Below are 14,943 nucleotides of genomic sequence, written 5' to 3'. Positions count from 1 at the left end.
GTTGATGTACTTGTTCTAACAAAGTGGGGTCTTCTATATATAATAGTTGTGTTTGCAAGATATCAGTTTGAGTACTATCGGTTGTACTTTTGTGAGATAGACTTTCAATTATTCCTTGAATTTCCTTTTTTGCAGTTTCTAATATTAACTTTAGGTAATCCCACTCTACCTCTGGAACTTCTACTGGATAGTCTTCAAATTCTGGAATTGTTGGTTGATAATGCACTACTTTTCCGAAGCTAATTCCTGGAGATGCTGGCGTTCCGATTAATTTATTCTTTGCATCTGGCGTTGTTAATATTGTTGGTATTTTCTTGACAATTACTTCTGCTTCTCCGAAATTATTTGCGATTAACTCTTGGATTTTTGTGAGGGCTAAATCTGCATCATTACCAGTTGCTGTTATTGCTACTTCATCTCCTTGTTTGACTGCTAATGTAATTACTTGATTTATACTTTTAGCATTTATTCCCTGACTATTTTTTGTCAAATTTTGTAGGATAATTTCTGATTGAAATTGATTTGCTATTGCTACTAATTTTGCAGCAGGGCGAGCGTGTATTCCTAGTTGATTTTTTACAGTAGTTTGAATTGTTTTTGATAAATTTTCTTTTTCTATATTTTTGCTACTTTCCAGATTTTTATCTGGAGGTATTTCTTCAACATTAATCTGAGATTTTTTAACTGTTAAAGCTGCATTTGCTTCAGCCATTACTTGTTGAATATTAGCTCCCAAAGAAGCTTGAACTATAGCAGAAATTGCTCCTTCTACCAAAGGTGCTGTCGAGATTTTGACATGACTTCTTTGAGTTGATGAGAGAAATTCTAGAGCCATTTCTGTACTCATTACTGCACTGCCTAAATCCATTAATACTAAGACTCCAGCATCACTATAAACAGATTCTATTGCCTCTTGTACTTTAATAACATCAGTACCAAAAGGATTTTCTGGGTCATCTATTCCAGCAGCGATCGCTATTGGTACTGGGTCTTGAGTCATTTGTGCTGCTAATTCTGCCACTGCCTCAGCTAATTTGGCACTGTGAGATACAAGTACAATTCCTACTTTATTTTCTGAAGAAGTTGTCATTTCAGTTATCAGTTATTAGTTAGTCTCCGCAGGAGAAACTGCATTGACAGTACCTCCTGTAATTTGGTCGTCATTTTTTGATCTATTTCTGAATAATATCATCTCTAATATAATAGTTATAATTAAAGTTTGTAGTAGGGCTTTAGCCCGAACTTTAGATAGTACTAAAGTCCTACTACAAACAAAAACTTTTTTTGAGCAAAAAAATTAGCTATAAATTTAACTTCTGACTTCTTCAAATACACTCTGTAATAGAGAGGATTAAAATCAGTTCTTATTTATCAGTACCTCCTGTAATTTGGTCGTCATTTTTTGATCTATTTCTGAATAATATCATTTCTAGTCTAATAGTTATAATTAAAGCTTGTAGTAGGGCTTTAGCCAGAACTTTAGATAGGGCTAAAGTCCTACTACAAACAAAAACTTTTTTTGAGCAAAAAAATTAGCTATAAATTTAACTTCTGACTTCTTCAAATACACCCTGTAATAGAGAGGATTAAAATCAGTTCTTATTTATCAGTACCTCCTGTAATTTGGTCGTCATTTTTTGATCTATTTCTGAATATATCATCTCTAGTCTAATAGTTATAATTAAAGCTTGTAGTAGGACTAAAGCCCTATATACAGTTCGGGCTAAAGCCCTACTACAAACAAAAACTTTTTTTGAGCAAAAAAATTAGTCCCCAATTCTCAATTCTCAATTCCCAATTCTCAATTCTCAATTTTGGCGTTGCTGATTTTAGGTATGATTTATATTTTTTTGTAATTGCTAAACTATTGAACAACAAATATTTGAGATTGTTCAATTTTTATTTTGATACCTTGGTTCAGCAACGCCTTTTTTACTTATTTTTCCCCAAAGTCCTACTGTAAAAATCTTACTTTTGACTTTTGACTTTTGACTTTTGAATTCAAACACCCCATCGTAATGCCGCAGTTTTTACTGGCGCATCCCAGAATTTAATCAACTCATCATCCAATTTCAACAGAGTAATAGAACAACCTTGCATTTCTAAAGAAGTAATATAATGCCCAATCAAATTACGTACAATTTGTAATCCTTTTTGTTCGCATATTTCTGCTAATTTCCGATAGACAATATATAACTCAGAAATAGGAGTACCACCCATACTATTCACAAAAGCTAAAAGGCGATCGCCTTGCTCAAATGGTGAGTCTATTAATTCTACTTCCTGCCATTCTCCTTTCACCTCATCCCACTCCCGCACTATCCGACTATAACCAACATCTTCAATAATATTAATAGCTAACATTTCCGCAATTTCATCCGCCGACCTCATCGCCATTCGTTGTCGCCCTGGTTCCCCATGAATACCAATACCGAATTCAATTTCGTTATTGCCTAACTCAAAAGTAGGACTACCTTTAGCAGGTGTGGTGCATGATGTCAATGCCATTCCCATACTGCGCCCATTGAGATTTACTTTCCGGCAAAGGTTAGCTATCTGCTTGAGGTCATAACCTGCTTCAGCAGCAGCGCCACAAATTTTTTCTGCTAACACAGTTGTACCTACACCCCGCCTCCCTTGAGTAAAAAGACTGTCTTTTACGGCGACATCATCATCTATTAATATATTCAAGACTCGGATATTTTCCGAAAGAGCAAGTTCGGTTGCCATCTCAAAATTCATCACATCCCCACTATAATTTTTGACAATATTCAGAACACCTGCGCCTGAGTTGACAACTTTAGCTGCTTCCAACATTTGGTCAGGAGTGGGAGAAGTAAAGATTTCCCCAGGACAAGCAGCGTCTAACATTCCCATCCCGACAAAACCGCCGTGCATAGGTTCGTGACCACTACCTCCACCGGAAATTATGGCAACTTTATTTTGAATTGGTGCATCATTGCGGTAGATGAAGTGGGGATCGAGGTTGACTTTTATTAGATCGGGATGAGCGATCGCCATACCTTGGAGACTTTCTCGAACTACATCGTTGGGGTTATTAATAAGTTTTTTCATACAATATATCCTGATTGATAATTGTATTTATATTACAAGAGAATGAGTAGAAGGGTTGAAAAAATTATTTAAAAGGACGACATTTCAAATTTTTAAATTATGGCCTAGTTTTATGAAGATTTGATGAAGATGCAATAAAACTACTGACATTCTTTGTACAAGTATGCCATACTTGATACAGTAAAAAATTTATTAGTGTCTGGGTAATCTACGTTTTATCTCTGAATTATTCGTGCAAAAAGGATTACATAATTTATGATTTCACTATTGAAAAAATTTTCTGCTCTTGCTATTTGTACTACTGCTATTAGTTTGGTTGGCATAAAAGCTAACGTGGCTCAAGCATTAACTTTTGAATTGGATATTGAAGTAGGCAATAATTCATTCTCAGGTTTTTTAGACGTAGTTAATAACGCTTTTGATGATAATATGCTTGACGAGCAAGAATTAGAGCAACTGGTTATAAACAATTTTGCTTTGGGAGACCCTTCAGTTACCCTACCTGCTACCCTAATTTTTAATGATTTTACTGATTCAAATTTTAATGTTTCAGTTATCGATCTGTTCAGCGATACCCTCAATAACATTAACGGTAAACTTGTAGGTCAGACTGATGATGGTTCGTCGTCTTTTTCACTTTTAGTTGGCAATAATACTATTAATTCTAGTAACGAACTAGAGTTCGTGTTTACATCCACTAATCCAATTTTTGCATTTGTCGGTGACGGTTTATCCTTTAACTTTACTGAAACTGAGGCACAACAGACAGATGTTTTGTCGATCGCCCTTGCTCCTGTATCTACTTCTGTACCTGAACCTGCTTCAACACCTGAACCTGCTTCAATATTAGGGTTGCTTGCTGTTGGTGCTGCTGGTGCTGTCTCTACACTGAAGCGCAAGCAAAAATAGAAAACTGAGAATAACAACCTTAACTAATTTCCACATTAAGATTTAATTCTGCTGTGCTTTTTGATTAAAAGCACAGCAGTTTTGCTATGAAATGAGATGTTTTGACAGATTTAAGCAATAGCGATCGCTGGTGTCACTTCGGTATCGGGATAGATACAGCAGTTTCCGAAGCTATAAGGTACAGTTGTTTTTCTTCTTTTCTATTCCCTGTTCCCAGTTAAGTGTTCCCTCAAACCTAAAATTTTGTACCTCATAACAACGGAAAGCGCTGTAATATCAGTTTGGTTAATTGACTGCACTAATTCCACCATAATTAGGGTTTGCTGAAAAAGTCTTATGGGTGAGGGGAGGAGATAACCCACCCGCGCGCCCCTCCCAGGAGGGGAAGACAGGAGACAGAAGACAGGAGAAATGGATAATTTAGAGGAGTTAGTGGAATATTTTATCCCTCAATTTTTCTGCAATTATTCTCCTTTCAACCCTAACTTTCTGGTTGCTCAAGCTTCAAAATCCAGATTTTTTTTACTCAAAAAAATCATAAAACCTTTATCTGTCAATGCTTTTATATTTAATCAGCAAGCCCTAATTATTAATAATATTTGCCAAGTTATATTTTCATTCTAGCAGAATTACTCTGAGAGCTAATTTATAGTGAGATATGGTTAAATAGAAAAGTAGTTAAATTCAGCAAAAAACGTACATGGCCACCAGACTAATTGAACTAGAAGATGGGATTTGGGTTGAAGCAGAAGTTGCAGATGATGAGGCAAAGCCAATTTCTACTAATGTTGCCAAAAGAGTCCAATCTACTTTTGATAAAGTTAAACCTATATTAATTAGTATTAGTCGCCCTATTGCTGAAGCTTGGCAAGAAATTAATAAAGATATGGAAATTGAACAAGCTGAGGTGGAAGTGGGTTTTAATTTTGAGGGGGAAGGAAATCTATATATTACTAAAGGAAAAGCAGGTGCAAATTTAAAAGTTAAATTAGTGCTGAAACCGAAAAAATCAGAGAATGATTAATCTAAAAAAACCACAAGAATCTATTGTTTTAATTACCAGTGCCAAAAAAGCAAATGTTATTGGTACTGGATTTCCTTTTTATAGAGAACAAAATTATACTTATTTACTTACTTGTACCCATGTTGTTCAGGATATGGGTGGTAATGAGAATATATTGGTAAATAATATTCCTGTAGAAGTTGTGGCAGTAGGAGATATTAAGGGTTTTGATTTAGCAGTATTGCGAGTTAAAGAATCTTTGCCTGTTCCTATCTTAAGATTAATGATTTTAGATGGAGAGGAAGAAAGAAGTTTTCAAATTAAAATTCCTGGTTATTTTCTTTGGGGTGAAAATAAGGCGCTCCGTCGCAAGACTATTAAAGGAATAATGATGGTCGAAGTTGATGGAGAAAGAGCATTCCAAATAATATAAAATTTGCCAGAAGAGGTTGCTGTTGGTAAACTAAAAATAGATAAAGGAGAACTTAAATCTGGTTATAGTGGAGCACCTGTTATTGATTTAGGAACAGGTTTTGTTGTGGGTTTAACTACTCATAAAGTTGACAAGGAAGGAACTTTTGGCACAGCAATATCAATAGAAGCTTTAGAAAAGATTTGGCGTGAAATGCCTACTGAAGTTTATCAGGAAATTGAGCGATAATCATTAGAAACTTCTGATAATTTACCTGTTGAAGAAACTCCAGTATAACTTGTAGAAACTTCTGATAATTTACCTGTTGAAGAAACTCCAGTATAACTTGTAGAAACTTCTGATAATTTATCTGTTGAAGAAACTCTGGTATAACTTGTAGAAACTTCTGATAATTTATCTGTTGAAGAAACTCCAGTAGAACCTGTAGAAACTTTTGATAATTTATCTGTTGAAGAAACTCCAGTAGAACCTGTAGAAACTTTTGATAATTTATCTGTTGAAGAAACTCCAGTAGAACCTGTAGAAACTTCTAAGAATTTATCTGCTGAAGAAATTATAGCCCTAAAACAATTAGACGTCCCTGATAATTCACCTGCTCAACAAATTACACCACCATTTAATGTAATAACAGTAAATAGCAAAGGTGAAGAAATTAGTCGTCGTTACCATCAAGTACGATTTTTTACTGAAGATTTGGGTAATGGCGCGATCTTGGAAATAGTTTATATTCCTGGGGGTACTTTTATGATGGGTTCGCCGGAAAATGAAGAGGGAAGATATAAAAGTGAAAGTCCTCAACATCAAGTTACTCTAGAACCTTTTTATATGAGTAAATATCCCATTACTCAAAATCAATATCAAGCCATTATGGGAAAAAATCCTTCTCACTTTAAAGGAAAAAAACGTCCTGTAGAATGTGTGTCATGGTACGATGCAACAGAATTTTGTCAAAAATTATCTCAGAAAATGGGGAAAAACTACAGACTGCCAAGTGAGAGTCAGTGGGAATATGCGCGCCCGTGCAAGTACAACTACACCTTTTTATTTTGGCGAAACTATAACGTCTGAGTTAGTTAACTTTAATGGCAACCATACTTATGCTGATGCACCGAAAGGAAAATATCGAGAAGAAACAACAGATGTGGGAAGTTTTCCTCCCAATGCTTTTGGTTTGTACGATATGCACGGGAATGTGTGGGAGTGGTGTCAGGATGTCTGGCACGATAACTATGAAAGTGCTCCTACTGATGGGAGTGCCTGGGAAACTGGGGGAGATACTCAAATACGAGTGCTTCGTGGAGGCAGTTGGATCAACGATCCCAGGAATTGTCGGTGCGCCTACCGCATCTGGCTCAGTGCGGACATCTACGACTACTACTGGGGTTTCCGTGTAGTCTATTTGCCAGGTTTGTAGTTTCCTCCTTTCTGCTGCTAGGATTCTTCCCCTTTCTTCTTTTCCCCTTTTCCCCTGTGCCCTTTTTTCCTCTTTTATCTTCCCTTTCCACGAAGCAGATCGATTTTTTTTGAGATTTAGGGGTTGTCTATACTTGCAATGACAATGTGTGTATTATTGTCATTGCGAGGGGAGGGTGAAAATAGTTAGCTTTGGCTTTTTGAAATATTCCCCCGAAGCAATCTCTATAACTTTAAGATTGCTTCAGGGGTATTTTGGCAAGTAGGGAAAAATTATTGTCAAATATGCCCCCTCACAATGACATTGAGACCCAAACTGTCATTGCGAGGAGAGGGTGAAAATAGTTAGCTTTGGCTTTTTGAAATATTCCCCCGAAGCAATCTCTATAACTTTAAGATTGCTTCAGGGGTATTTTGGCAAGTAGGGAAAAATTATTGTCAAATATGCTCCCTTGCTACCGCAAAGCTACGCTAACGCAATGACATTGAGACCCAAACTGTCATTGCGAGGGGAGGGTGAAAATAGTTAGCTTTGGCTTTTTGAAATATTCCCCCGAAGCAATCTCTAGAACTTTAAGATTGCTTCGGGGGTATTTTGGCAAGTAGGGAAAAATTATTGTCAAATATGCCCCCTCGCAATGACATATAGAATTAGAATTTAAATTCGGGAGTGTGGGGAGGGTGGGAGGTGTGGGAGGTGTGGGGAGTGTGGGAAGGGTGGGAAGTGTGGGAAGGGTGGGGGGTGTGGGGAGTGTGGGAAGATTTGGTAATGGCACTCGTGAAGTGAACATTTTTTTATACCGAACCCGAGCGGATTTGATATGATTGACAAATTAATTAGGGCACTGAGTAAAGAAGAGGGAATGTCAGTAGAGGAAATAGCAGATACTATTTGGTTGGCATTACAAATACAAGAATCTCCGTCTAAGTCAGTTGCTTCTGACTTTTCCTTGGTTAAGGAAGACATAGAAGCGAACGAAAATAAAATCGCATCTCCAAAGTCGCAACCTCAGACTCCAGACTCCAATGAAACACGAAAAGATCGAGATTCGGAAGATGTTTTAATGCACCGTATTCCCTGGCATTTATGGGATTTTTTACAGGATTATAAATTGGCTGAAACTGCCATAGGTTTGCCAGAAGCTAACCAAGTTTTAAAGTTAAATATTGTTAGGAAAAAAATCAGAATATTAGCAATTTGTGGAGATGACAGAGGAATCAATCTTAATGCAGACAAACAATATTTATAAAGTCTTCCTAATGAGACAAAAATTATATTTTTAGTTAGACCAAACCGCCAATAATTAGATGAAAAATTATGGGATAAAAAAGGTTGGAATATTATTTCTTTTTCTGGTAATAGTGAAAGTGATGCCGATGGAAGTACCGGACATTTTTATTTAGGAAATGAAGCAAAAATGACAATTGAAAAATTAGAAAATCCAATAACAACAGCTATTAGCAGAGGTCTACAATTAGCTATTTTTAATTCTTCCGATGGATTGGGTTTAGCCAGACAACTTGCTAAGTTACATATTCCAGCAGTTATTGTTATGCGAGAAGCTACTCCAGATATAGCCGCCCGTGAGTTTTTAAATAATTTTCTCCAGTTATTTTATCATGGTCAATCTCTATATATTTGGGTGCGAAAAGCCAGGGAAAAATTACAAGCAATAGAAGATAAATTTCCCGGTGCAAGTTGGTTGCCAGTTATTTTTCAAAATCCAGCATAAATGCCTCCAAGTTGGCAAAGCTTACATGGAATTTTTCAGCCTAATTTTACGGAAGTTTTAGCCTAATTAAGGTCAGCCATTGAAGTAGAAATTTGGTTAAGTTCGCCAGACAAAATAGAAGCTTTAAAACAAGTGGATATTTTGGAACAAGTAGGAGAATTTTCCATAGAAGAAAATCAAGATACTGTGAAATCAGCTATAAGAATATTAAGAGGTATTCGTACCGAAAATCCTGCTGCTAACTTGATGGATGAAGCTTTAAAATTGTTGACTTATATTCTGTTTTAAATTCTAGAGGCAAACAGCTCTACTGAATTTAGTTTTTGTAAACGTAGGTTGGGTTGAGGTATCGAAACCCAACATTTTTCAGTTTCCATTATTTTACTATCGCTCAAGTAGAATAACGCCAACTCAAGCTACATAAGTTTTTGTTGGGTTCGCTATCGCTTAACCCAAGCTACTACATTTAGACAAAGTAGCGTTTCGCTGCGCGACATGAAAGGCGGAGTAAGTGCGGCAGCTATATCGCCTTCTCCCACAAATACCAACAAACTGCAACGTTATAGTTTTTAGATTTTAGATAAATTCTGATAAAGTAGCGATAGAATGTCCATTCCGCTTTCCTACGGAATGCTACGCAAACGCGATCGCTAATTCTCCATAGATTGATGTTTTATTCATCTATTGTACAATAGTACAAAAACATATTACAAAAGAACTACTTTAGATTGACGTTTTATTCATCTGTTGTACAATAGTACAAAAACATATTACAAAAAAACTACTTTAGATTGATGTTTTATTCATCTATTGTGCAATAGTACAAAAACATATTACAAAAGAATTACATCCTATCTCCCTAAAGTTCATTAGTCCGTCGTTAAAGCTATAATCATATTTTTCCTAAAACCCAAAAAAAACTATGAGCAAACTAACTTTAGAAATTTCCGAGCCACTAACAGAAGCATTGCGAATACCACCTGATGAAAAACTCTCCCGTGTCCGTACTGAACTTGCCGTGCGACTATACCAAAAAGGTTTACTTTCTTTTGGCAAAGCTCGTGAGTTAGCACAGATGAGTAAGTGGGAATTTCACTGGTTACTCGGTAAAGAGGAAGTAGAACGTAGTTATGATTTGGAAGAGTTGGCAACAGATTTGAATACCCTAGAGTCCTTAAGTTGAGAGCAGTAACTAATTCTTCTATATTGATTGCCCTGAGTACAAGAAATATAATCGGGCTGAAAGCAATTTTAACTGAACTTTAATCTTAGGGGCAATCTTTACACAATCTCCCCTTCTTTTAACATCTAAGTAATTTAGAGAAAATAGCGTTGGCGGAGTAAGTGCGGCAGCTATATCGCCTTCCCTCCTAAATAACTAAAGCCTTCTTCCTTCTCCCTACTCCCTGAAATATAGTTTTCGCAATTCATCTGTTGAGGAAATCTGGGGAATTTGAGAAATAATTTCCTGTAACAATTTCACATCATTAATTGCAGAAATTTCCGACAACATTCCCACAGCTTCATCAGCAAATTTGAGTCTTAAACCCATCTCTATTGCCAATAATAACGCTTGTTTAAGTTGAGAAATTTCTGCATCCTTTTGAGATCTTTCCAAAATATTTTGGGAGATTTTCACATTTTTTTATGCTGCTAATTCATCCCCTGTTTTAATTACATTCCCATCAGCATCACACCAACGTAACCAAGTATCATTAACATTTTCAAATACACCATTCCAAAGAGTTAATCCTAAATTTATATCGGGAAACAAAGCATTATTTTTAGGAATATAAGAAGTGCCTTGAATTTGAAATACTTGGAGAAAAGTTTCACCTAGTTTTGGCAGGGGGTCGCAGACAACATAATAAGGAATTCTTAACTGAGCATAATCTGTTAATTTAGTTCCTAATTCATTGCCTGGAGTGGGAGAAACAATTTCAATTACTATATCCGGAGATTTGCCAAACTCCCAGAATAAATAAGAATGAACATTACGTTTCCACCATTGTTCGCCACCAGGAATATTCAAACTTAAAAACACATCAGGTACAATTCCTGAATCTCCAACATAAGAAAATAAACCCACATTAGCAGCAACGATAAAAGGAACATTTATTGGTATTTCAGCACCGCTATAAAATACAGTTGTGAGGTAAGCATTCACCAGTCAGCATTCAGCTATTTATTTTAGTTTGAGAAAAAAGCTTTATTAGTTGAGGTAAATTGAATCTTACTATCAAAGCCGACTTTAAAGGTTATATTCATTTAAAGCCTTTTTAAGGTTTTTATTGGGTTTGCGCTCTTGCTGATGGCTAATAGCTGAATGCTTACGTTGTTAGTAAACGTTGTTGTTTTTCATTAATAAAACTATCCAAGGGAGTATCATCCTCCAAAATCATATTACTGGTGTCTGGATATTCATGGGGCAGAAGTTCCATTTCAGTTATCAGTTATCAGTTATCAGTGTACCTTACTTACCTAATAAACGTTATATAGAAAATAGGAATTTGTCTTCTTTGTTCCTAAATCCGATATTCCCTAAAAAAAATTATCTGCCTCATCTATTTTATATTTATAAATGCTATATTCGCCTTGTTATAAATATTTAGATGCTTATTGAATGAGTTATTCTAAATTCATAGAGCAATAATAAATTGGTTGTGACTATTTTTATAATATTTAATTTGAAATGAAAACCTTGAAAATTCTGACTCCTGACTCCTGACTCCTGACTCCTAAATACAACCAAAATATTACAACTTAAATAAGATTGCTATAGCAATCCTCCGCATATTCGTGGCAAAAATATTACTGCTTTTTAGGGAATAGGGAACAGGGAACAGGGAACAGGTGGGAGTTTCAACTTTTTTATTTACTTTTTAGTTTGTCACTACCTATTTAGGATTGCTATATATAGTAAATTACTGGAATATGTTTAAATTAGAATAGCAGTTAAATTTACTAATAAACTTATATGGCCACCAAACTAATTGAACTAGAAGATGGGATTTTGGTTGAAGCGGAAGTTCCAGATGGTGAAGCAACGGCAATTTCTACTAATAACGTCAAAAAAGTTAAATCTACTTTTGCCCAAGTTAAACCTATATTAGTTAGTATTAGTCGTCCTATTGCCGAAGCTTGGCAAGAAATTAATCAAGATATGAAAATTGAACAAGCTGAGGTGGAAGTAGGTTTTAATTTTGAAGGGGAAGGAAATCTCTATATTACTAAAGAAAAAGCAGGTGCAAGTTTCCAAGTAAAATTAGTGTTGAAACCCAGTCAACCAAAACCATTTGAAGTAATAATAGTCAACAGCCAAGGTGAAGAAGTTAATCGCAGTTCCCATGAAGTAGTATCTTTTACTGAAGATTTGGGTAAAGGTATAATGTTAGAAATGGTGTCTATTCCTGGCGGTACTTTTGTGATGGGTTCGGCAGAAAATGAAGCGGAAAAAGACAATGCTGAAGCTCCTCAACATGAAGTTACTATCCAACCTTTTTATATGAGTAAATATCCTATTACTCAAGACCAATATCAAGCTATTATGGGTGAAAACCCCTCTCATTTTAAAGGAGGAAAACGCCCTGTAGAAACTGTCACCTGGAAGAATGCTCAAAAGTTTTGTCAAAAGTTATCCCAGAAAACTAAGAAAACTTACGGACTACCAAGTGAGAGTCAATGGGAATACGCCTGTCGCGCTGGAACAACTACACCGTTTTATTTTGGAGACACTATTACTACTGACTTAGTTAACTATGATGGCAACCATACTTATGGCGATGCTCCTCAAGGTAAATGTCGAGGAGAGACAACTGATGTAGGAAGTTTTCCTCCCAATGCTTTTGGTCTATATGATATGCACGGGAATGTGTGGGAGTGGTGTCAGGATATTGGACATGAGAATTATGAAGGTGCGCCTAAAGATGGTAGTGCTTGGGAAACAGGAGGAGATAGTAAGGTACGAGTTATCCGTGGTGGGTATTGGGATGATGAGCCTGGGAATTGTCGGAGTGCTTCCCGTCTTTGGGGAGATGCTGAGTTCTCCAATGACAACAGGGGTTTCCGGGTGGTTTATTTTCCTGGCGTGTAGCTTTGTACTTTTATAGCTACTATTCTTCTATTTTAAATCAAGAATATTAACCGTTCTTAGAAACCTATGATTATCTATATAAATCTATGATTTTCTATAGATAGCCTGTTCTATTCCTGCTTCATTCTGGCAACGTCGGCGTTATCCAGCTCCTCTGGCTGTAACGGGCGAACTGCCCGCCATAGCTAAATTTAAAGCTGCATTCAAGTCTCGTTCGCGCTAGCGTTGCGGAGCAATCGCAGCTAAAATTGCAGTGTTCGCAATTTGATTACGCGCTCTGATAACAACAGAGATTCTTTGACAGTTCCACAGTTAGAGCAGGTCTTAGAACTAGGAAACCATCTATCGACAACAATCAGCTCAGAAGCATATAACTCACACTTGTACTCTAACTGTCTACGAAACTCATAGAACCCCATGTCAGCAACAGCCTTGGCTAACTTATGATTGGACATCATTCCTGATACATTCAAATCTTCTATTACTATCTGGCTGTGGTTTTTAGCTAAGTAAGTAGTTAATTTATGCAATGAATCTTTTCTAATATTGGCTATTTTGTTGTGTAGTTTGGCTATCTTGAGTTGTGCTTTTTCCCAGTTGCGAGATAACTTGGTTTTATGTCTGTTTAAATATTGCACTCGAGAAAGTTTAGCTTCTAACTTTCTATAAGATTTAGCACCAACAAAAACCTCACCAGTTGAAAGTGAAGAAGCGTGATTTTATTCCTAAATCAACACCAACTACATCTACTGATTTCTCTGTAATTTGGGGTTCTTTCTCTCAATACGAAACTCACAAACCATCTATCAGCTTTCCTGCTAATAGTTACAGCCACACGGAGTTACATTATCTGGTAAAACTTCATAAGTTTTCATCCATCCTATTCGAGGTAGTTTGATATGATTAAAACCCACTGTAATTGAGCCATCTAGAGTAAAACTATCATCCCTACCTTTTTTCTTGAATTTAGGTTGACCAGAAATTTTGTTAAAGCAACGCTTCCAAGATAACGATAAGTACCTCAAAGCATATTGAGGCGCTGTTTTAGACACTTCGTATCGACCAATAGTTTAATGGTTTAACCATTGCTACCAAAAGTTTATGCGTATTCGTTTGCAGTAGGAAATTTAAGTTTACTCTCAGGATTATTGGAATTGTGATTAAGGATGTTCCTAGTCAACCATAATCCCCAATTCCAAGCGTGACGTTAGCGTTTGCGCAGCATTCCGCAGGAAAGCTATGCGCCAGCAAACTACAAAGCGCGTGTTTAGCCAGTAATGTTTTTTGCTGCTTTGTGGGGTGTAATTCAGCGCATGAATCCAAGTAGCATAAACAGATAATCCCAGATTTTTATAGATAATACCAGATTTTAGCCAACAGTTACAAGCCCCAACCTAAATAGACATCTTCAAAAAAAAATAGATTTCTTATAAGAGTAGGTAATAGTTAATAGGGAAGAGACTTTTAGTAAAAATGTACTAAAAAAGATTTAGTTGGGTGAATTTTAATTCATAAAGTTTGTGTTTGTAGTAGGGCTTGAGCAAATGAAACATATATCTTTTTGCTCAAGCCCTACTAAGGGAGCTTCTAATTATAACTATTAACAGGACATAATATTACAGAGATTATTTTTGACTCATTCTATATATAGTTTTCGGAATTCATCTGTTGAGGAAATCTGGGAAATTTGAAAAGCTATAGTCTCTATATTTCCGATAACATTCCCACAGCTTCATCACCAAACTTGAGTTTTAATCCTATTTAAATTGCCAATAATAACTCCTGTTTAATTTGAGGATTTTTTTGAGATATCTCAACCTTTTTTTTGCTGCTATTTCATCTCATGTCCGCACCGTGAATATTTACAGGAAATTTAAGTTTGTTTCTGGCTTTTAAGCATTATTTCCTTTCTCCTAGATAACTAATACCAATTTGAAAAAAGAATGTTACAAAACTATAGTTATAGGGAACAGGTAAAAGAGATTTGTAGGAAACATTGATCAAACTGGTATAAAGCCTTCTTCCTTCTCTCCTAGATAACTCGAGCCTTCTTTCTTGCTCTTACCTTACAATACTGATAGTACCGGAGTTGATATAATCTAACTTTTCAACCATTCATACCAATTATTTAAACCCTCTCCACTAATAGCAGAAACTTGAAAAATCTGAATCTGAGGATTTACCTGTTTTGCATATTCAATACAACGATTCACATCAAATTGTACATAAGGCAATAAATCAATTTTCGTCAGAATCATTACCTGACTTTCCCGAAACATATAGA

14 protein-coding genes and 3 pseudogenes are annotated in these 14,943 nt (G+C 36.0%); 10 read left to right on the top strand and 7 right to left on the bottom strand.

All coding sequences use genetic code 11. From position 1 onward, the window contains the following. Together dhaM and dhaK are read right to left on the bottom strand one after the other, a co-directional pair. Positions 1-1,090: dihydroxyacetone kinase phosphoryl donor subunit DhaM (dhaM, locus tag F6K22_RS11685; protein ID WP_293097371.1), on the bottom strand; the 1,090-nt coding region annotated here is incomplete at its 3' end. Positions 1,091-2,001: 911 nt separating this feature from the next. Beyond that, on the bottom strand, positions 2,002-3,075 hold the full coding sequence (gene dhaK, locus F6K22_RS11680; RefSeq protein WP_293097368.1) for a dihydroxyacetone kinase subunit DhaK: 1,074 nt from the start codon (positions 3,073-3,075) through the stop codon (positions 2,002-2,004). A 255-nt stretch (positions 3,076-3,330) separates the two neighbouring features. Here dhaK and F6K22_RS11675 point away from each other — a divergent pair, with 255 nt between their 5' ends. From F6K22_RS11675 to F6K22_RS11635, 9 genes and pseudogenes are all read left to right on the top strand, one after another. Beyond that, positions 3,331-3,984 (top strand): PEP-CTERM sorting domain-containing protein, encoded by a 654-nt coding sequence (locus tag F6K22_RS11675; protein WP_293097365.1) that lies wholly within the window; start codon positions 3,331-3,333, stop codon positions 3,982-3,984. Positions 3,985-4,684: 700 nt separating this feature from the next. Then, positions 4,685-5,008 carry a CU044_2847 family protein gene (locus F6K22_RS11670; protein WP_293097362.1) on the top strand — a complete coding sequence of 108 codons (324 nt, stop codon included), beginning with the start codon at positions 4,685-4,687 and terminating at the stop codon, positions 5,006-5,008. Further along, a complete protein-coding gene (locus F6K22_RS11665; protein WP_293097359.1) occupies positions 5,001-5,420 on the top strand; it encodes a S1 family serine peptidase in 420 nt (139 codons plus the stop codon). Before F6K22_RS11670 ends, F6K22_RS11665 begins: the two co-directional genes overlap by 8 nt. A 3-nt stretch (positions 5,421-5,423) precedes the next feature. Continuing rightward, positions 5,424-5,648, top strand: coding sequence for a hypothetical protein (locus F6K22_RS11660; RefSeq protein ID WP_293097357.1), 225 nt, complete (start codon positions 5,424-5,426; stop codon positions 5,646-5,648). Between the two features lie 387 nt (positions 5,649-6,035). Continuing rightward, positions 6,036-6,834, top strand: a pseudogene (locus F6K22_RS11655) (formylglycine-generating enzyme family protein); the annotation flags it as partial. 820 nt (positions 6,835-7,654) lie between these two features. Next, a complete protein-coding gene (locus F6K22_RS11650; protein WP_293097354.1) occupies positions 7,655-8,083 on the top strand; it encodes a hypothetical protein in 429 nt (142 codons plus the stop codon). A gap of 168 nt (positions 8,084-8,251) precedes the next feature. After that, a complete protein-coding gene (locus tag F6K22_RS11645) occupies positions 8,252-8,566 on the top strand; it encodes a CHAT domain-containing protein (RefSeq protein WP_293097351.1) in 315 nt (104 codons plus the stop codon). Positions 8,567-8,698: 132 nt separating this feature from the next. Further along, complete coding sequence (locus F6K22_RS11640; protein WP_293097349.1) at positions 8,699-8,854, top strand: hypothetical protein; 156 nt, start codon at positions 8,699-8,701, stop codon at positions 8,852-8,854. 634 nt (positions 8,855-9,488) lie between these two features. After that, positions 9,489-9,749 (top strand): UPF0175 family protein, encoded by a 261-nt coding sequence (locus F6K22_RS11635; protein ID WP_293097346.1) that lies wholly within the window; start codon positions 9,489-9,491, stop codon positions 9,747-9,749. Positions 9,750-9,965: 216 nt separating this feature from the next. Here F6K22_RS11635 and F6K22_RS11630 read toward each other — a convergent pair whose 3' ends face one another. Both F6K22_RS11630 and F6K22_RS11625 read right to left on the bottom strand, forming a co-directional pair. Beyond that, complete coding sequence (locus F6K22_RS11630; RefSeq protein ID WP_293097343.1) at positions 9,966-10,184, bottom strand: hypothetical protein; 219 nt, start codon at positions 10,182-10,184, stop codon at positions 9,966-9,968. 27 nt (positions 10,185-10,211) lie between these two features. Next, the gene (locus F6K22_RS11625) at positions 10,212-10,733 is read right to left on the bottom strand and encodes a Uma2 family endonuclease (protein WP_293097340.1); all 522 of its coding nucleotides are present in this window, start codon (positions 10,731-10,733) and stop codon (positions 10,212-10,214) included. A gap of 810 nt (positions 10,734-11,543) precedes the next feature. On the opposite strand from F6K22_RS11625, the gene F6K22_RS11615 reads away from it, so the two are divergent. Further along, a complete protein-coding gene (locus tag F6K22_RS11615; protein WP_363273361.1) occupies positions 11,544-12,659 on the top strand; it encodes a CU044_2847 family protein in 1,116 nt (371 codons plus the stop codon). A 242-nt stretch (positions 12,660-12,901) separates the two neighbouring features. Here F6K22_RS11615 and F6K22_RS11610 read toward each other — a convergent pair. The 3 genes and pseudogenes from F6K22_RS11610 to F6K22_RS11600 form a co-directional block, all read right to left on the bottom strand. Continuing rightward, a pseudogene (locus F6K22_RS11610) lies at positions 12,902-13,303 on the bottom strand (RNA-guided endonuclease InsQ/TnpB family protein); the annotation flags it as partial. A 174-nt stretch (positions 13,304-13,477) separates the two neighbouring features. Next, positions 13,478-13,711, bottom strand: a complete 234-nt coding sequence (locus F6K22_RS11605; RefSeq protein ID WP_293097337.1) for a hypothetical protein — start codon at positions 13,709-13,711, stop codon at positions 13,478-13,480. Positions 13,712-14,758: 1,047 nt separating this feature from the next. Beyond that, positions 14,759-14,943: pseudogene (locus F6K22_RS11600) on the bottom strand (hydrogenase nickel incorporation protein HypB); the annotation flags it as partial.

It is taken from the genome of Okeania sp. SIO2F4, assembly GCF_010672385.1.
In the GTDB taxonomy this organism is placed as follows: Bacteria; Cyanobacteriota; Cyanobacteriia; order Cyanobacteriales; family Microcoleaceae; genus Trichodesmium.
This window is presented reverse-complemented; position numbering and strand designations above follow the sequence as displayed.